Genomic DNA, 18,322 nt, shown 5'->3' on the forward strand with positions numbered 1-18,322 from the left:
ATCATCTTTACCCTATGAATTTCGAGTTGCAGCTAGGCGGCCAGCTCACTCATCCCCAGGCGCTTACTAAAGTCAAGTAACTGGGGTCTGTGAGCGCAGGTAACAACGCTGCAACTTGAAAGGCGACGGGTAAAAAGGCCGCGCTGCGGCCTTTTTATTACCCTGCACCTACAACATGGAGAATTACGGAATGCGGACTCAAGTCAAAGCCCTGCTGACAGGGATCATCCTGGCCACCTCAATGGTCAGCGCCGTACAGGCTGCGGACAAGGTGGTGATCGCCCACCGTGGCGCCAGCGGCTATCTGCCGGAACACACGCTGCCGGCGAAGGCTATGGCCTACGCGCAGGGTGCGGACTTCCTCGAGCAGGATCTGGTGATGACCAAGGACAACGAGCTGGTGGTGCTGCATGACCATTACCTCGATCGCGTTACCGACGTGGCCGAACGCTTCCCGAGCCGGGCGCGCAAAGACGGACGTTATTACGCCATCGACTTTACCCTGGCGGAAATCAAGTCGCTGAAGTTCACGGAAGGCTTTGAGATCGAAAACGGTAAAAAGGTGCAGGGTTACCCTGGCCGTTTCCCGATGGGCAAATCGGATTTCCGCGTCCATACCTTCCAGGAAGAGATCGAGTTTGTTCAGGGGCTGAACCATTCAACCGGCAAAAACATCGGTATTTACCCGGAAATCAAGGCGCCGTGGTTCCACAAGCAGGAAGGCAAGGATATCTCCAGCAAAGTGCTGGCGGTACTGAAAGAGTATGGCTACACCGGCAAGGGTGACAACGTTTATCTGCAATGCTTCGACGCCAACGAACTGAAGCGGATTAAAACCGATCTGGAACCGAAGATGGGCATGGATCTGAAGCTGATCCAACTGATCGCCTATAACAAATGGCAGGAAACCTATGAGCAAAAAGCCGACGGAAAATGGGTGGAATACGATTATGACTGGATGTTCAAGCCGGGCGCGATGAAGCAGATTGCCCAGTACGCCGACGGTATCGGGCCGGATTATCACATGCTGGTGGAAGCGGAGAAATCCAAACCGGGCCACGTAGTGCTGACCGATATGGTGAAAGAAGCCCATGCCAACAAGCTGGCAGTGCATCCGTTCACCATCCGCGCCGATGCGTTGCCAAACTACGTGACCGACGTGAATCAGCTGTATGACGTGATTTACAATCAGGCAGGCGTTGACGGCGTGTTCACCGACTTCCCTGACAAGGGTGTGCAGTTCCTGCAAAAGCAGGGCCAGCACAAGTAACCTGGACAAGGGCGCCGCAAGGCGCCCTTGTTGCCTCAGGCCAGGAACATCTTGCGCAGGTAATGCGGCACCGCGTCGTCGACGTTGGAGCCAATCACTTCCAGCTCCGGCAACTTGTCTTTCAGGCGCTGGTGCGCGTCACGCATAATGCAGCCCTTGCCGGCCATCGCCAGCATTTCCAGGTCATTCATGCCGTCACCGAAGGCGATGCACTCTTTCAGCGAATAGCCGATGATTTTGGCCACTTCTTCCAGCGCATGACCTTTGGATACGCCGCCCGCCATCACTTCCAGACAGGTCGGGAACGAGAAACTGACGTTAACCCGGTCGCCCCAGCGCGCATTGATGGCATCTTCCAGCGGCAACAGCTTTTCATGGTCGTCACAGGTGAAGTACACCTTGCACACGCCGTCGGTTTCCAGCAGGCCCGGCTCATACAACTGATACTGGAAGACCGATTCCCGGAAGAACTCTTCCTGCTCCGGGCTTTCCCGGTTGATGAACCAGTCGTCGTTGCGATAGACATTGGTGGTGATGTCCGCATCGTCATGCAGCATGCCGTAGAGATCGCGGGCGATGTCTTCCGCCAGGTTGTGGCTGAAAATCAACTCGCCGGCAGTGTTATGCACACGAGCACCGTTGGAGGTGATCATAAAGGCGCTGATATCGAGGTTATCGCGGATCTGCGAAACGTCGATGTGATGCCGGCCAGTGGCAAACACAAAGTGCACGTCACGCTGGGTCAGCAGCTTCAACGTCTCTTTGGCATAAGGCGACAGGGTGTGGTCAGGTGATAGCAGCGTGCCATCTAAATCGGAAGCGACAACGTGATACATAAGGGTATGTTCTAACCTCTGATGGAGTGGTCGGCGGCAGGGGCGCCACCTAAGTGTTGAGCAAAGAAACGCAGGATTGCGTTCAATGCTTCGGCGCGCATCGCGTCCCGCTCGAACAGGATCTCATGGCGTGCGCCTTTGATAACCCGCGGTTTCCCCCCTTCACAAGGGTGCCCCGCGTCTGACAGTGCCTGACAAAAAGCCTGCTGAGAACGGTTGTCGACTACCCGTTCCTCACCGGCCTGCAATAATAACAGCGGTGTGGTGATTTTAGCCGCCTGCGCGACAATCTGCCGCCCGGCCTGAATGCTTTCCCGAACCCAGTGGTAAGTAGGGCCACCCACCTGCAACTCGGGGTAATCGGCGTAATAACGTAAACAGCGGCGATAGCGTTCACGGCTGTGGGTCAATACGTTGACTACATAGGGCAGCGGCCGCCACTGGCCTGTGCCTATCGCATAGTAATCGCGCACCCTCGGGTGTTTTTCCACCCAGTTAAGGATGCGGTCCGCCATCCAGCCCGGCATCGGCAGATGAATGCCGAACATCGGCGCGCAAAACGCAGCGGCATCAAACGCCTGCGGCTGACGCGCCAAAAACTGCGCCAGTATCGCGCCGCCCATCGAATGTGACAGCGCAAAGTGCTGCCGGTAACCGTGCGGCACCACTTGCTGCTGATAAAACTGGGCGAAATCGTCAATATAATCGGCAAAGTTTACCACATGACCGCGGTGCGTATCAGCCAGCAAGCGACCAGAACGGCCTTGCCCGCGATGATCGATAATCATCACATCAAAACCGCAATGGAACAGATCGTAGGCAACTTCCGGATATTTAACGTAACTTTCGATTCGGCCGGGGCAGATCACCACCACTCGCTGATGACGCGATGAGCTAAAACGCACGAAGCGGATCGGTACGCCGCCCACGCCACTGAACTCGCCCTGCTCTCGCAACCGCCAAAAGTCCAGCAGCGGGCCGGTGGCGAAAGCAGCGAACTGCGTTTCACGCATTAACCAGTCATCGGTGCCTTGAGTGAACGACGTCATTACATGCCTTTTAGCGGGGGATGTGCCTATAAAAATGTGATAAATATTACTATACCCTATGGGTTTCAAGTTTCAGCTAGGCGCCCAGCTCGTTCATCCCCAGGAGCTTACTCCGGTAAGTGACTGGGGTGAACGCGTGCAGGTAACAACGCTGCAGCTTGAAAGACGAAGGGTATAGCCATTTTGGCACAAATTGGTACTTTCAGGGAGCCTTACGATGACCTTGGACTGGTGGTTAACCTATCTGCTGACAACCCTTATTCTGAGCCTGTCACCCGGCTCTGGCGCAATCAACACCATGAGCACCGGTATCAGCCACGGGTATCGCGGCGCGGCGGCATCCATCGCCGGGCTGCAGGTCGGGTTGAGTCTGCATATCGTGCTGGTGGGGATCGGCCTCGGTGCGCTGGTCTCTCAGTCGCTGCTGGCGTTTGAAATGCTGAAATGGCTGGGTGCCGCTTACCTGGTGTGGCTCGGTATCCAACAATGGCGCGCCGCCGGCTCGCTGGATTTGCATACCCTGGCGGGCAGTATGCCGCGCCGCCGTTTGTTCCGCCGCGCGGTGCTGGTCAATTTGACCAACCCGAAGAGCATCGTGTTTCTGGCCGCACTGTTCCCGCAGTTTATTTTACCCAACCAGCCGCAGGCCGAGCAGTATCTGGTACTCGGCGTGACTACCGTGGCGGTGGATATTGTAGTGATGATTGGCTACGCCACGCTGGCGACCCGCATTGCCGGCTGGCTGAAGACGCCGCGCCAAATGCAGTTGCTGAACCGTATATTCGGTTCGCTGTTTATTCTGGTGGCCGGGTTATTGGCTACGGCCAGAAAGGCATAATGCAAAAGGGCCGAACATCGCTGTTCGGCCCTCGCGATATCTTCCTGCGATTAACGGGTAAAGATCAGATGCAACCCGAAACCGGTGAACAATACGCCCGCCAGCCCGTCGATCCATTTCGCCAAACGCTGATAGCCGCGGCGCATTGCCGGCAGCGCAAACACTACCGCCACCAGGCTGAACCAGACAAAGGTCTCGGCGATAATCAGCAGGAACAAACCCCAGCGCGCGCCGGCACCCACGTCGTCACCGACAAACAGCGAGAACACGCTGCCGAAATAGATAACCGCTTTCGGGTTTGAAAGGTTGGTCAGGAAACCGCGAATAAAGCTGCGCCCGGCCTTTGGCAACGCCACTTTCACTTCTTCCGCCGGCACCGATTGGCCGCTCTGGGAGCGTGCGGAACGCAGCAGCTGCCAGCCCATCCAGCATAAGTAAATCCCACCGCCGACCATGATGATCTGGTGCAGCCAGGCCATTTTCTGCAAGATCAGGTGCAGGCCCATCAGCGCAACCCCCGCCCACACCACGATACCCAGTGAAATGCCCACTACGCCCATCATCGCCTCGCGGCGCGAACGGCTGGCGGCGGTTTGCGAAACAAAAAAGAAGTCCGGCCCCGGGCTCATCAGCGCTATCAGGTGCACCAGCGCCACGGTCAGAAACAGCATCAGCATGATTTATTGCCCTTATTCTTCGTCATTGTCGAGGTGATCGCGGATCATCGCCATAAACGGGGCGCCGAAACGCTCCAGTTTGCGCTGGCCAACGCCGTTAACGCTAAGCAGATCGCCGGCCTTGATCGGCATCTGCTCCGCCATTTCCAGCAGCGTGGCATCGTTAAACACCACATAAGGCGGGATATTTTCTTCGTCGGCAATCGACTTACGCAGCTTGCGCAGTTTGGCAAACAGCTTGCGATCGTAATTGCCGCCGTAGGATTTCTGATTGGCGCTGCCACGCGACTTCAGGCTTTGGATGCGCGGCACCGCCAGTTGCAGCTCCAGCTCGCCACGCAGCACCGGGCGTGCGGCCTCGGTCAATTGCAGCGCCGAGTGCATGGCGATGTTCTGGGTAATAAACCCCAGGTGGATCAACTGACGCAGCACGCTGGTCCAGTGCTCGGTGGTTTGCTCGCGACCGATGCCGTACACCGGTAACTTGTCGTGCCCGTATTCGCGGATGCGCTGGTTATTGGAACCGCGCAGCACTTCGACAATATAACCCAGGCCGAACCGCTGGCCGACGCGATACACGCAAGACAGCGCCTTGCGCGCGTCTTCCAGCCCGTCATAGCGCTTGGGGGGATCGAGGCAGATATCGCAGTTGCCGCAATTTTGCTGCTTGCCCTCGCCAAAGTAATTGAGCAACACCAAACGACGGCAGGTTTGCGCTTCGGCGAAAGCCCCCATGGCGTTCAGCTTGTGGCGCTCGATATCCAGCTGTTGCCCGGCCGGTTTCTCTTCCAGACAGCGGCGCAGCCAGGCCATGTCGGCCGGGTCATACAACAGGATCGCTTCGGCCGGCAGGCCATCACGCCCGGCGCGGCCGGTTTCCTGATAGTAGGATTCTATATTGCGCGGAATATCAAAGTGCACCACGAAACGCACGTTGGGTTTGTTGATGCCCATGCCAAAGGCGACGGTGGCTACCACCACCTGCAAATCGTCACGCTGGAACGCTTCCTGCACCTGCGCGCGGCGATCGTTGTCCAGCCCGGCATGATAGGCGCCCACGCTCAGCCCGCGGCTCTGCAAACGCGCAGTGGTGTCTTCCACCTTGGCGCGGCTGTTGCAGTAAATGATACCGCTCTTGCCGCGTTGGTCCTGCACGAAGCGCCACAGCTGATCGAGCGGCTTGAACTTTTCCACCAGCGTATAGCGAATGTTTGGGCGGTCGAAGCTGCTGACCTGCACCAGCGGATCGTGCAGCGCCAGCAGGCGCACGATGTCGCCACGGGTAGACTCGTCGGCGGTAGCGGTCAGAGCAATCACCGGCATCGTCGGGAAGCGCTGCTTCAACTGACCCAACGCGCGGTACTCAGGACGGAAATCATGGCCCCACTGCGAAATGCAGTGCGCCTCGTCCACCGCCAATAGCGCCGGCGGACAGTGGTCGAGCAAATCGAGGAAGCTGTCCATCATCAGCCGTTCGGGGGCGATGTACAGCATTTTGATCTGGCCGCTGCGGCAACCCGCCATGACCTCCAACTGCTGCTCGCGCGTCTGCGTCGAGTTATAGCAGGCGGCGGAAACGCCATAAGCCAGCAGTTGATCGACCTGATCTTTCATCAGCGAGATCAGCGGGGAAACCACTAACGTCAGGCCATCCATCACCAGCGCCGGGATTTGATAGCACAACGATTTACCGCCGCCGGTCGGCATGACCACCAGACAATCCAGCCCGCCGATCGCCGCGTTGATAATCGTTTGTTGACCCGGTCGGAATTGCTGGTAGCCAAAGGTATCGCGCAATACCTGCTCTGCCAGCAACTCTTTGTTTATCACTGCTGCGGTTGACACACACTTCCCCACTTTTTGCTGCATAGCGCCGCCATCATGACGGCCGTATTACATAATATCGTTAAGCATGACACCAACGCCAACCCGTGTCTGCCGGAAGTTGTAATCAATCAGCGATTCGCCGTAGCCGCTGAACACCTGAGTGTAGAAACGCACGTGTTTGGAGATTGGGTAACTCCAGCCCAACTCCGCACCGCCGTAGCCGCTGTTCCAGTTGTAATGGCTGTCGACGCTGAACACGCTGTCGCCCCAGGCGTAACCGACTTTCAGACGGTAATATCCCATATATTTGGTGATATCCGGATTGTCATCGCTGCTGTCGCTTTCCGAGAAGCGGAACCAGGGTTTCAGATCCACCTGCCAGTTACCGTTCTGCGCCATAAAACGCGCATAGCCACGGTTCCAACTGCGGGAAGTTGGATCAGAACGCCCATTGGACTGATGGTTGAGACCCACTTCAACATCGCGCAACGTCCAACCGGCAAAGCGGTAATCCGTCGCCCAGCCGAGGAATACCTGCGGCTCGTAGTTGGTTTCGCGAAACGGTGACGATTCCCCGTGGTTGGAAAGCTGCCACCAGGAACGCTGAGTATAAGAGGCGCCCAGCACCGAGTTGTCGCCCAGAATGCCACGCCACAGCGGGAAGGCCAGGCTGAGCTGGTATTTCACTTCATCCTTGCGCGCCTTCTCGGCCCAGTTATAGGTCTTGATGGCCTCTTTGTTGATATTGCTGGTATCGGTGTACAACACATAGTTGGTGTCGTACGGGTATAGCGTAAAGGGGTTGTCGTGATCCTGCAGCATGTTGGCGATAATGCTGCCGCGCACTGCGGGTTTATCATGAATTTGCTGCTCTTTGGCCTCTTCCGCCTGCACCAGCAATGGTGCCGCCAACATGGCCAAAACGATCCCTGACAAAATGCGCATAACGTTCCTCACTCCAACAAAAATGACAAACTCTGAAATAAAAACAGGCCATTTTACACACAAAGGCGGTTTTGCAGCAGTGCGGCGTGCATTTATTGGATTAGTCTGGTAAGCAACAAAATATAGGCATAAAATCAACAATCGATTAACCTGGACTGACCAGTTAATAACCTCCTAACTCTATTGAATAAAGAACGGGTATTTATGTCCACTACACCAATGACACTCGATGCTGCACGCCAGAAAATCGGCGAAATCTTTGTTTATCACATGCCGTTTAACCGCGAGCTGGGCCTTGAACTACGCCGTTTTGAAGATGACTACGTTGAACTGAGCTTCACCAATCAGCCCAAACTGGTGGGTAACGCCGCCCAGAAGATCCTGCATGGCGGCGTGATCGCTTCAGTGCTGGACGTTGCCGCCGGGTTGGCCTGCGCCGGTAGCGTACTGATGCGTTTGGATCCGCTGATCGAAGAGGAAGTGGCCTCGCGCCTGTCGCGCATGGGGACCATAGATCTGCGCGTTGACTATCTGCGCCCCGGCCGCGGCGAGCATTTCGTCGCCTCCGCCAGCGTATTGCGCAGCGGCAACAAAGTGGCGGTCGCCCGCGTCGAGCTGCATAACCACGATGGCCTGCATATCGCCAGCGCCACCGCCACCTACCTGGTCGGGTGATTGTGTGCGGTGAGCGTCTTAAGTACACTCACCGCATCTCCGTTTTACCCATCCGAGTATCGTCATGGACGCACAGCAAACGCGGCAGGGCATCTTCTTTGCTTTGGCCGCCTATTTTATTTGGGGTATCGCCCCGGCCTATTTCAAGCTGATTCAACAGGTACCCGCCGATGAGATCCTCACTCATCGGGTCATTTGGTCCTTCTTCTTTATGCTGGCGCTGATCACGCTGGGCCGCAACTGGCCGCAGGTTCGCGCCGCCTGCAGCAACCGCAAACGGCTGCTGCTGCTGGCGGTGACCGCAGTGTTGATCGGCGGCAACTGGCTGCTGTTTATCTGGGCGGTAAATAACCACCATATGCTGGAAGCCAGCCTGGGCTATTTTATTAACCCGCTGGTTAACGTGCTGTTGGGAATGCTGTTCCTGGGAGAGCGTTTCCGCCGCATGCAGTGGCTGGCGGTGGTGTTGGCGTTTGCCGGCGTGTTGATTCAGTTATGGCAATTCGGGTCGCTGCCGATTATCGGTCTGGGGCTGGCGTTCAGCTTTGCCTTCTACGGCCTGCTGCGCAAGAAGATCGCCATCGACGCGCAGACCGGCATGCTGATTGAAACCCTGTGGTTACTGCCGGTAGCGGCGGCGTACCTGTTCCTGTTCGCCGACAGCCCAACCAGCCATCTGGGCGCCAATCCGTGGTCGCTGAACCTGCTGCTGGTCGCGGCCGGCATCGTCACCACCATACCGCTGCTGTTCTTTACCGCCGCGGCGACCCGCCTGCGCCTGTCGACACTCGGCTTTTTCCAGTACCTCGGCCCGACGCTGATGTTCCTGCTGGCCGTCACTTTCTATGGGGAGAGCATCGGCCAGGACAAACTGGTGACCTTCGGCTTTATCTGGGCGGCACTGCTGCTGTTTATCCTCGACGCACTCTATACCCAGCGCAAATTACGTTGACGCAGGCGAGGCTCGGTTGGAAATGAAGCGGGCCATCGCCGGGCCGGTCAGCAGGATGGTGAACAGACGCAACGTTTGCATCGCCATCACGAAGGACATATCCACCCGGCTGCCCGCCGCAATGATCGCCACGGTGTCCAGCCCGCCCGGGCTGGTCGCCAGATAGGCGGTCATCAGATCCACCGGCAGGAAGCGGGTCAACATCCACGCCAGCAGCCCGCAAAACAGCATCAGCGCCACTATCGACGCTACCATCTGCGGCAAAGTGCGCAACGCCAGCAAAAATATCGGCCGGGTGAAACGTAGCCCGACGCTCCAGCCAATCAGGGTATAAGCCAGCGCCAGCAACCATTCGGGCACCTGCAACGCCATCGCGCCGCTTGAGTGAACCGTTGCGCCGATAATCATCGGTAAAAGCAGCGCGCCGGAAGGAATGCGCAGCCGGGGGCCAAGCCAGGCGCCGGCAACGGCGATACCCAGCGTCGCGAGAAAACGCCAATCCAGCGGCGGAAACCATTCCAGTGCGACGCTGCCGTGGCCCGCCTCATCGCCCAATCCAATCCGCGCCACCATTGCCGCCGCAGTGGCGACAAACAGCACCCGCAGGTACTGCATGAACGCCACTAACCGGACATCTGCACCGAAATCCCCCGCCATCGCCACCATCGCCGAAGCGCCGCCGGGCGATGATCCCCAGGCACCGGTCGGCCCCGGCAGTCCGCTGAAACGCACCAGACACCAGCCGGAAACGCCGCTGGCCGCCAGCGTGGCAAACAGCACCAGCAGCACCAGTGGCCAGTCATCGAGTAACGGCGTGAGGATAGCGGGAGAGAGGCTTTGCGCGATCATGCAGCCGAGCACCGCCTGCGCGACGATAAACAGACGAGTGGGAATACGCACCGTAGCGCCCGACAGCCCCATCGCCACGCCGACGATCATCGGCCCCAGCAACAGCGCAGCGGGAATATGAAATGTTTGCAGGCCAAACCCCAGCGCCAGCGAAGCCAGCAGCAGGAGCAGCCATTGAATCAAGCGGGGAACTCTTTCCATCAACACACACGCCTTAGGGTGCAGATAAGCTGAGGGGCTATTCTACCTCTATTTAGCAGGCTAAGGGATAATCCCCACGCACTCTTTAAACGTAGCGCGCACAGTCAAATTGAGTGCGGACAGCGCGCAGGCCCCGGAGCATACACGCAGTATGTGAGGAGGCCGAGCACTGCCCAAGCTCAAGTTGGCAAAGCGCGTTTCGTTTAAAGCCAGTTCTTGCGCTTGAAGTACAGATAAGGGGCCAGCCCCGCGAGGATCATCAGGCTGATGGCCCCCGGATAACCGAACGACCATTTCAGTTCCGGCATAAACTCAAAGTTCATCCCGTAGCTGGAAGCCACCAGCGTGGGCGGCAGGAACACCACCGACACCACCGAGAAAATCTTGATGATGCGGTTCTGTTCGATATTGATAAAACCCATCGCCGCCTGCATCAGGAAGTTCACCTTCTGGAACAGCGACTCGTTATGCGGCAACAGGGATTCGATGTCGCGCAGCACTTCACGCGCCTGTTCCAACTGGCCGGTCGGCAGGCGCGCCTTGCGCACCAGGAAGTTAAGCGCGCGTTGGGTATCCATCAGACACAGGCGCACTTTCCAGCCGATATCTTCCAGCTCCGCCAAGGTTGACAAGGCTTCGTCATATTCGTCGCCCTGATGGCCTTCCATGATCACCCGGCTGAGCTTTTCCAGATCGCTATAGATGTTTTCGATCTCGTCCGCCAACTGCTCAATCTTGGTTTCGAACAGATCCAGCAACAGCTCATAGGCATTGCCGTCAACCATCGTCAGATTGCGGGCGCGCATGCGGTACAAACGAAACGCCGGCAGTTCACGTTCACGCAGGGTATACAGCCGGCCGTCGCGAATGGTGAAGGCCACGGTCGAGTTGCCGGCGTGATCTTCCGCATCTTCAAAATAGAAGAAGGAGTGAATATGCAAGCCATCTTCATCTTCGAAGAAACGCGCGGAGGCTTCGATGTCGTCCAGCTCAGGGCGCGTCGCCAGGCTCTGGCCCAGCTCATTTTGCACGCGCTCACGCTCGCCCTCTTCCGGTTCAACCAGATCAACCCACAGTGACGAGGTGAGATCATCCGAGTCATCCAACTCCAGACGGGACAGGCGACTGTTATCTAATTTAAACGCGCTTAGCATGTGCCAAAACTCCCTATTGGTGACGGGTGCAGACAACGCGTGGAAGCACAGAAACAGAGGGGTGTTGCATCACCAGCTTGTTTCAGACCATGAAGGATCTGACTCGTAGCGACGCTTTGCGGGGTCGCCGACAACCACGAAGGCCATCAGCTCAATGGGATAGCCTTAGAAGTTGTACCTGTTGTTGTCCAGGTCAGTGAGCCAGTATCTACTGGGTGTGTCCAAGGCGTATGTCCTCATTGATAATCGTGCGCGCATGTTACGCCGAGAAGAAAAAGCCTGTCAACACGTTAGACAGGATAATTGCGCAACAATTCAGCATGCTGTCGCGGGTTTAAAAAACGCGCTTAACCCGAGGTAAACCGTGCAGAAAAAGTCTGCGGCGATCTCTGACCGCCTCCGGGAAAGTTGCTAAGATTAGGCCACTATAAGCCTGCGGATTTAGCCGATGAAACAGATGACCGCCCACGACCTGACCGCGATGAGCGAACAGGCTGCCAAAGTGGCGCGCCTGCGTGCGCACCGTACATTACACGAAGAGTTAAGCGATCCGGTACAGCGCCTGGCGATTGCCATGGAGCCGGGCACCTATATCCGTCCGCACCGCCATCCGCAAACCTGGGAGCTGTTGACGCCGCTGCGTGGCCGCTTCGTGGTGCTGCAATTTGACCAGGATGGCGTCGTCACGCAGCGCACGCTGCTCGGCGAAGAGACCAAAGTGCTGGAGATGCCGGCGTTTACCTGGCATGCGGTGCTGTCGGTCGATGCAGGCGGCGTGGTGTTTGAAGTGAAGCAGGGGCCGTATCAGCCGCTGGCGGAAGAAGATTGCATGTCATGGGCGCCGGCGGAAGGCGGTGAGGGCACCGAAGCGGTGATGCGCTGGTATGCCACCGCGCAGATTGGCGACAGTTACTCTCGCTGATTTGGCTGATTGCAGGGGACTTTCCCCCTGCAACTCGCCGGCCTTACACCGTTTCCAGCCGGGCGTAGGCCGCCACCAGCCACTTGATGCCTTCGCCCGGAAACGCAATTTGCAACCGGCTATGTTCGCCGCTGCCTTCCAGATTGACGATGGTGCCTTCGCCAAACTTGGGATGGCGCACCCGTTGGCCAAGCTTGTAGCCGGTGTCGTTTTCGCTGATTGGCGTGCCCATGCGGCGATGATTCACCGGCCGCGATACGCTGGCGCGCAGCCGCACTTCTTCCACACAGTCTTCCGGCAGTTCGCCGATAAAACGCGAAGGCCGATGATAAACCTCTTTGCCGTACAAACGACGCGTTTCGGCATAGGTCAGCGTCAGTTTCTGCATGGCGCGCGTCAGACCAACGTAGGCCAACCGGCGCTCTTCCTCCAATCGCCCGCCTTCGTCCAGCGACATCTGGCTCGGGAACATCCCCTCTTCCATCCCGACGATAAACACCAGCGGAAACTCCAGCCCCTTGGCGGAGTGCAGGGTCATCAGTTGCACCGCATCCTGATACGCATCTGCCTGCCCCTCGCCCGCCTCCAGCGCGGCATGTGACAGAAACGCCTGCAGCGGCATCAGATCCTGATCTTCATCCTGATAGCTGTACTGCCGCGTCGCCGTCACCAGTTCTTCAAGGTTTTCGATACGCGCCTGGCCCTTTTCACCCTTTTCCTGCTCATACATGATGAACAGCCCCGAATCGCGGATCACCCTGTCGGTCTGCACATGCAACGGCATATCTGCGGTTTCGTGCGCCAGGGAATCCACCAATTCGGTAAAACGTTGCAGCGCGGACGCCGCACGCCCGGCCAGCACTTTGTCTTGCAACAGCGCACGGGTGGCCTGCCACAGCGTCAATTGGCGATCGCGCGCCGTACGGCGCACTTCGTCCAGCGTTCGGTCGCCGATGCCGCGCGTCGGGGTATTCACCACGCGCTCAAACGCCGCGTCGTCGTTACGGTTGGCGATTAGCCGCAAATAGGCCAGCGCATCCTTGATTTCCTGACGTTCGAAGAAGCGCTGCCCGCCATAAATGCGGTACGGCATGGCGGTTTGCAACAGCGCCTCTTCCAGCACGCGCGACTGGGCGTTGCTGCGGTAGAGTATCGCGCAATCATTCAGCGCACCGCCGTTTTCCTGCCAGGTCTTGATGCGGCCGACGACAAAGCGCGACTCGTCGAGTTCATTGAACGCGCAGTAGATTGAGATAGGCTCGCCTTCGGCCCCCTCGGTCCACAGGTTTTTACCCATGCGCCCGCCATTGTTGGCGATCAGGGTATTGGCAGCCTTCAGGATATTGCTGGTCGAACGGTAGTTCTGTTCCAGGCGGACGGTTTGTGCGCCGGGGAAATCCTTCAGGAAACGCTGGATGTTTTCCACCTGGGCGCCGCGCCAGCCGTAAATTGACTGGTCATCGTCACCCACGATCATCACATTGCTGTTATTGCCGGACAGCAGGCGGATCCAGGCGTACTGGATGCTGTTGGTATCCTGGAACTCGTCCACCAAGACGTTGGTGAAGCGCTCGCGGTAGTGATTGAGGATATGCGGCTTGTTCAGCCACAGCTCATGGGCGCGCAGCAGCAGTTCGGCAAAGTCCACCAGCCCGGCTCGGTCGCAAGCTTCCTGATAGGCCTGATAGATACGCAACCAGGTCGCTTCCACCGGGTTGTTATAGGTTTCAACGTGCTGCGGGCGCAGGCCTTCGTCTTTTTTGCCGTTGATGTACCACATCGCCTGACGCGGCGGCCATTGCTTTTCGTCGATATTCAGCGCCTTGACGATGCGCTTCAGCAAACGAAACTGGTCGTCGCTGTCGAGGATCTGGAAATCCTGCGGCAGATTGGCGTCCATATGGTGGGCGCGCAGCAGCCGGTGAGCCAGGCCGTGGAAGGTGCCGATCCACATACCGCCCTGGCTGGTGCCAATCAGGTGTTCGATCCGGTGGCGCATCTCCGCCGCCGCTTTGTTGGTGAACGTCACCGCCATAATCGAATACGGCGAGCAGTTCTCTACCGACAGCAGCCAGGCGATGCGATGGACCAGCACCCGGGTTTTACCGCTGCCCGCGCCGGCCAATACCAACAGGTTGCAGCGTGGCGCCGCCACGGCTTCGCGTTGTTTTTCATTCAGGCTGTCGAGCAGATCGGAAACGTCCATAGGCACCATTAATTGGTAAGGGAGAACGCGCCTGGGACGCGTTTTCCACTGGGAATTTATACAGAGTTCTGGCAGGGATTATAACAATGCTGTCAGCGATGCCAACTGCGAAATCTCAATATGTGGCAGCAGACGGCTGTCCGCGACCTGCATCAGGTTGCGCTGGCGGTCGTTGATCCAGCAGGCCTGCAGGCCTGAGCGCAGCGCCCCGGCGACGTCGGTGGTCAAATCATCGCCAACATGCAGAATGCGCTCGGCGGGAACCCCTAACCGTTCCGCGGCCAACCGGTACATGTCCTGATAGGGTTTGGCGCGGCCATCCGGCCCGGAACGCAGCACAAACCGGAAGTAACCGTCCAACCCGCACAGCGCCGGATCGGCATTGCCGTTGGTGATCGCCACCAGCGGGAAACGCTCCCCCAGCGCTTTCAACGTAGCGTGAGTCGCCTCCGGTACCTCGATGCGGCTGCGCCACAGCGCAAAGTTCTGCATCGCCGCGTCGGCGCCGAGGGCAGCCTCGGCATCCCGCAGCCCCTGGCGGCTCAGCGCCAGATGAATGGCGCGCCAGCGCCACTGGGTGACGTCGTGATAAATCTCCGGATCCTGCTCGCGCAGCTCCTGGCGCAGGCGGTGAAAATCCGCCGACTGAAAGTGATTCAGCCCAGGATGATAATTCTGCAGAAAAGCTACCGACTGCAACTCGGTCTGCCTGATCACCGGGCGGTTGTCGTACAGCGTGTCGTCCAGATCGAAGGTCAGCGCCGCCAGCGGGCGCAGCGGACGATAAAAATGCATCAGGATTTCCCCCGTTTGGCGCGCGGATGCGCAGCATCGTACACGTTCGCCAGATGTTGAAAGTCGAGGTGGGTATAGATTTGGGTGGTGGTGAGATTGGCGTGGCCGAGCAATTCCTGCACTGCACGCAGATCGCCGCTCGACTCCAGCATATGGGTCGCAAACGAGTGGCGCAGCTTGTGCGGATGAATATGGCTGTTAACGCCCTGCTTGACGCCCCACTCGGCAAAACGCTTTTGCACGTTGCGGGTCGAGATGCGTTTGCCCTGATTGGACAGGAACATCGCGTCGTCTGTCGGGCCGAACAGATCACGCATCGCCAACCAGTGTTCCAGCCAGGTAACGGCGGTGCGGCCCACCGGCAGTTTGCGTTCTTTGCTGCCCTTGCCCAGCACCCAAATTTCGCCGGCGGCCAGATCAACATGGCGGCAGTCCAGCCCCACCAGCTCCGAAAGGCGCAGCCCGGCACCGTACATCACCTCCAGCATGGCGCGATCGCGCACCGCCAGCGGATCGTTAAGATCGATATTCAACAGCTGGTTTATTTCATCGACATCGATATTTTTCGGCAGATGACGACCGCTGCGCGGCGTTCGGATGCCTTTGGCGGGATTGGCGATCAACGCGCCCTGGCTGACCTGCCAGTCGAGAAAGCTGCGCAGCGCCGACAAACGCAGCGCAAGGCTGGAAGATTGCAGGCCCGCTCGTTTGCTGCGCGCCGCCAGCATGCGGACTTTGGCGGCGTCCAGCGCCGGCCATTCGGTCACGCCCATCTCCTGAGCCAGCGCCATCAGCGCCTGCAGTTGGCGTGAATAGCTGAGCTGAGTGAGCGGGCTGAGCTGACGCTCAACCTTCAGATAACGCAGGAAAGCGTCCACCGGCTGTTGCAGGCTGGCCGCTACCGGAGTCATGCTCGTTCTATCCAGCGTTCCAGCAGTTCAGGCAGCATGCGCGCCAACTGATTGAGCATCACGGTCCCCATGCCCTGCTGATAGTGTTGCGTATCGCGGCTGCTGAAAATCACCATGCCCAGTTCGCCGTCTTCGCCCAGCATAGACAGCGCGACCGAGCCAACCAGCTTGGCCTGCGGCAACAGCAGCAGCAGCTCGGGGCCATTCAGGCTACCGAGAAAATGCTGCTGATCACCCAAACGCTGAATACGCAGCGGTTCAAACGACGAACGCGTCAGGGCAAGATGGGTGAAGTCGGAAGGTGCGCCGATCTTCCAGCTTTCGGAAAACAGACGGATATTAGCGCCGGCCAGACCGAAACCACGCGCCCAGCGCTGCAAGCGATTGAGCATGTCCTGCAAGCTGTCGGCGGTGGCCAGATTGGCCTGCAGATGCAGCAAGCTGGCAAACAGCGTTTCGTTGGCGCTGGCCTGCTCCATCAATAGGGTGATCTCTTCTTCGAGCCGGCCAATATGGTTGCGCTGGCGGGCCAAATGCCACTCGACCAGCGACACGGTTCCGCGGACGGGATGGGGGACGCGCATCTGTTCAACCAAACGCGCATTGCGGATAAAGAAATCCGGATTTTGCAGCAAAAACTGCATTACGGCGTCGTCGTCAAGCTCAATGCCTGCGACAGCCTGGTCCTCAACACTCTTCATAGATGAATAAATCCGTCATATACATGGGTTGCCGGACCGGTCATAAACAGCGGATTGCCTGGCCCTTTCCAGCGAATATGCAGGCTGCCACCCGGCAGTTCTACGTGCACCTCTTCTGACAGCAATTCCTGTTGAATCCCCACGGCCACTGCCGCACAGGCTCCGCTGCCGCAGGCCTGCGTTTCACCGGCACCGCGTTCATAGACCCGCAGCTTGATGTGTTCACGACTGACGATTTGCATAAAACCGATATTGGCCCGCTCCGGGAAACGCTCATGCCCTTCCAGCACCGGTCCAAGCAGCTCTACCTTGGCGGTTTTTACATCATCCACCTGTAAAACACAATGTGGATTGCCCATCGACACCACGCCGCACAGCACGGTATGTTCCGCCGCACGCATGATGTATGTCCTTTCCTCTTTGGTGGCGCGAAACGGCACCGCCTGAGGATCAAAATTCGGTTCGCCCATATTCACACACACCAGATCGTCGTCGGTGACGCTAAGCACCATGCGCCCGGTTTGGGTGCTGACGCGGATGTCGCGTTTGTTGGTCAGCCCTTTCAGCCGCACAAAGCGGGCGAAACAGCGGGCGCCATTACCGCACTGCGCCACTTCACTGCCGTCGGCGTTGAATATGCGGTAGTGGAAATCAAGTTCCGGATCGTAAGGCGGTTCTACCACCAGCATCTGGTCAAAGCCAACGCCCAAGTGCCGATCGGCCAATCGGCGGATCAGTTCAGGTGAAAAATAGACATTCTGTGTAACGGCATCGACCACCATAAAGTCGTTGCCCAGACCGTGCATTTTGGAGAACTGCATATCATACTCCGCTATCTGGACGCGCTATCCGTCTTGGGTTTGCGGCGACGCCCCGCCACCGCAAATCAGGTGTTACTGGCCGCTCATCGACGGTTTTTGCTGAGAGACAGAGGTTTCCTGCTGATTTTTCTGTACCTGATCGCCCGTTTGTACCGGCGGAGTGGCCGATTTCTGGCTGCCAGGTTCGGCCGGAGGGAAATACAGCGGGCCTTTCAGACCGCAGCCGGAGAGCCCGACCAGCGTCACTGCCATCAGCGCATAGCGTAGTTGTTTTTTCATTTGCATTAATGCCTGTAATTCATGCGTCCAAGATCTCTATAATCGCAGGTGGATCATGAAAAGCAATAGGAATTGATTATGAACGACAGTGAGTTTCACCAGTTGGCTGACCAACTGATGCTTAATATCGAAGAGACACTGGACGATTTTGACGGCGATGCGGACATAGATTACGAAACTAACGGCGGCGTAATGACGTTAAGCTTCGAAAATGGCACCAAAATCGTGATCAACCGCCAGGAACCGCTGCATCAGGTGTGGCTGGCAACCAAAACCGGCGGCTATCACTTTAACTACCGAGACGGCGCCTGGTTCTGCGATCGCAGCGATCGCGGGTTCTACCCGTTGCTCAGCGAAGCGGCCAGCGCACAGGCCGGCGAAGACGTGCATTTTGCCTGATAAGCGGCTGATTCC

19 protein-coding genes are annotated in these 18,322 nt (G+C 57.9%); 6 read left to right on the plus strand and 13 right to left on the minus strand.

The annotated features are described in order from the left end of the window. The first annotated feature begins 190 nt into the window (after window positions 1-190). Window positions 191-1,270, plus strand: coding sequence for a glycerophosphodiester phosphodiesterase (gene glpQ / locus D4100_RS14900; protein ID WP_119804669.1), 1,080 nt, complete (start codon window positions 191-193; stop codon window positions 1,268-1,270). 35 nt (window positions 1,271-1,305) lie between these two features. Here the strand turns inward: glpQ and yigL are convergent, their stop codons facing one another. Both yigL and pldB read right to left on the minus strand, forming a co-directional pair. Next, window positions 1,306-2,106, minus strand: coding sequence for a sugar/pyridoxal phosphate phosphatase YigL (gene yigL, locus D4100_RS14905; RefSeq protein ID WP_006318289.1), 801 nt, complete (start codon window positions 2,104-2,106; stop codon window positions 1,306-1,308). 11 nt (window positions 2,107-2,117) lie between these two features. Further along, on the minus strand, window positions 2,118-3,155 hold the full coding sequence (gene pldB, locus D4100_RS14910) for a lysophospholipase L2 (protein ID WP_119804670.1): 1,038 nt from the start codon (window positions 3,153-3,155) through the stop codon (window positions 2,118-2,120). Between the two features lie 217 nt (window positions 3,156-3,372). Here pldB and rhtB point away from each other — a divergent pair, with 217 nt between their 5' ends. Next, on the plus strand, window positions 3,373-3,993 hold the full coding sequence (rhtB, locus tag D4100_RS14915; RefSeq protein ID WP_006318301.1) for a homoserine/homoserine lactone efflux protein: 621 nt from the start codon (window positions 3,373-3,375) through the stop codon (window positions 3,991-3,993). A gap of 50 nt (window positions 3,994-4,043) precedes the next feature. Here the strand turns inward: rhtB and rhtC are convergent, their stop codons facing one another. The 3 genes from rhtC to pldA are packed head-to-tail and all read right to left on the minus strand — an operon-like array spanning window position 4,044 to window position 7,442. Next, window positions 4,044-4,670, minus strand: a complete 627-nt coding sequence (gene rhtC, locus D4100_RS14920) for a threonine export protein RhtC (RefSeq protein WP_119804671.1) — start codon at window positions 4,668-4,670, stop codon at window positions 4,044-4,046. A 12-nt stretch (window positions 4,671-4,682) separates the two neighbouring features. Continuing rightward, a complete protein-coding gene (gene recQ / locus D4100_RS14925) occupies window positions 4,683-6,515 on the minus strand; it encodes an ATP-dependent DNA helicase RecQ (protein ID WP_006318304.1) in 1,833 nt (610 codons plus the stop codon). Window positions 6,516-6,563: 48 nt separating this feature from the next. Continuing rightward, complete coding sequence (pldA, locus tag D4100_RS14930) at window positions 6,564-7,442, minus strand: phospholipase A (protein ID WP_004950930.1); 879 nt, start codon at window positions 7,440-7,442, stop codon at window positions 6,564-6,566. A 204-nt stretch (window positions 7,443-7,646) separates the two neighbouring features. On the opposite strand from pldA, the gene D4100_RS14935 reads away from it, so the two are divergent. Together D4100_RS14935 and rarD are read left to right on the plus strand one after the other, a co-directional pair. Then, the gene (locus D4100_RS14935; RefSeq protein WP_006318306.1) at window positions 7,647-8,117 is read left to right on the plus strand and encodes a thioesterase family protein; all 471 of its coding nucleotides are present in this window, start codon (window positions 7,647-7,649) and stop codon (window positions 8,115-8,117) included. A 64-nt stretch (window positions 8,118-8,181) separates the two neighbouring features. Further along, window positions 8,182-9,069: an EamA family transporter RarD gene (gene rarD, locus D4100_RS14940; RefSeq protein WP_006318308.1), complete on the plus strand. Its 888-nt coding sequence runs from the start codon at window positions 8,182-8,184 to the stop codon at window positions 9,067-9,069. Here rarD and D4100_RS14945 read toward each other — a convergent pair. Continuing rightward, window positions 9,061-10,119, minus strand: coding sequence for an AbrB family transcriptional regulator (locus tag D4100_RS14945; RefSeq protein WP_043912292.1), 1,059 nt, complete (start codon window positions 10,117-10,119; stop codon window positions 9,061-9,063). The genes rarD and D4100_RS14945 overlap by 9 nt on opposite strands. A gap of 203 nt (window positions 10,120-10,322) precedes the next feature. Further along, window positions 10,323-11,273 carry a magnesium/cobalt transporter CorA gene (gene corA, locus D4100_RS14950; protein ID WP_004950926.1) on the minus strand — a complete coding sequence of 317 codons (951 nt, stop codon included), beginning with the start codon at window positions 11,271-11,273 and terminating at the stop codon, window positions 10,323-10,325. Window positions 11,274-11,721: 448 nt separating this feature from the next. Here corA and D4100_RS14960 point away from each other — a divergent pair, with 448 nt between their 5' ends. Continuing rightward, window positions 11,722-12,195 carry a WbuC family cupin fold metalloprotein gene (locus tag D4100_RS14960; RefSeq protein ID WP_006318314.1) on the plus strand — a complete coding sequence of 158 codons (474 nt, stop codon included), beginning with the start codon at window positions 11,722-11,724 and terminating at the stop codon, window positions 12,193-12,195. A 43-nt stretch (window positions 12,196-12,238) separates the two neighbouring features. Here D4100_RS14960 and uvrD read toward each other — a convergent pair whose 3' ends face one another. The 6 genes from uvrD to lptM all read right to left on the minus strand — a co-directional run bounded on the left by uvrD (window position 12,239) and on the right by lptM (window position 17,908). Further along, window positions 12,239-14,401, minus strand: coding sequence for a DNA helicase II (gene uvrD, locus D4100_RS14965; RefSeq protein ID WP_006318315.1), 2,163 nt, complete (start codon window positions 14,399-14,401; stop codon window positions 12,239-12,241). Between the two features lie 78 nt (window positions 14,402-14,479). Continuing rightward, window positions 14,480-15,196 carry a 5-amino-6-(5-phospho-D-ribitylamino)uracil phosphatase YigB gene (gene yigB / locus D4100_RS14970; protein WP_006318316.1) on the minus strand — a complete coding sequence of 239 codons (717 nt, stop codon included), beginning with the start codon at window positions 15,194-15,196 and terminating at the stop codon, window positions 14,480-14,482. Beyond that, window positions 15,196-16,107, minus strand: coding sequence for a tyrosine recombinase XerC (gene xerC, locus D4100_RS14975; RefSeq protein WP_006318317.1), 912 nt, complete (start codon window positions 16,105-16,107; stop codon window positions 15,196-15,198). The genes yigB and xerC overlap by 1 nt, the downstream gene beginning before the upstream one ends. Beyond that, window positions 16,104-16,808 carry a DUF484 domain-containing protein gene (locus tag D4100_RS14980; protein WP_006318318.1) on the minus strand — a complete coding sequence of 235 codons (705 nt, stop codon included), beginning with the start codon at window positions 16,806-16,808 and terminating at the stop codon, window positions 16,104-16,106. Before D4100_RS14980 ends, xerC begins: the two co-directional genes overlap by 4 nt. After that, a complete protein-coding gene (gene dapF / locus D4100_RS14985) occupies window positions 16,805-17,629 on the minus strand; it encodes a diaminopimelate epimerase (RefSeq protein WP_004950915.1) in 825 nt (274 codons plus the stop codon). The genes D4100_RS14980 and dapF overlap by 4 nt, the downstream gene beginning before the upstream one ends. Window positions 17,630-17,701: 72 nt before the next feature. Then, the gene (gene lptM / locus D4100_RS14990; RefSeq protein WP_006318319.1) at window positions 17,702-17,908 is read right to left on the minus strand and encodes an LPS translocon maturation chaperone LptM; all 207 of its coding nucleotides are present in this window, start codon (window positions 17,906-17,908) and stop codon (window positions 17,702-17,704) included. Window positions 17,909-17,986: 78 nt separating this feature from the next. Between lptM and cyaY the strand changes: the two genes are divergently transcribed. Beyond that, a complete protein-coding gene (gene cyaY, locus D4100_RS14995) occupies window positions 17,987-18,307 on the plus strand; it encodes an iron donor protein CyaY (protein ID WP_006318320.1) in 321 nt (106 codons plus the stop codon). Window positions 18,308-18,322 lie beyond the last annotated feature (15 nt).

It is taken from the genome of Serratia inhibens, assembly GCF_003591175.1.
GTDB classification, from domain to species: domain Bacteria; phylum Pseudomonadota; class Gammaproteobacteria; order Enterobacterales; family Enterobacteriaceae; genus Serratia; species Serratia inhibens.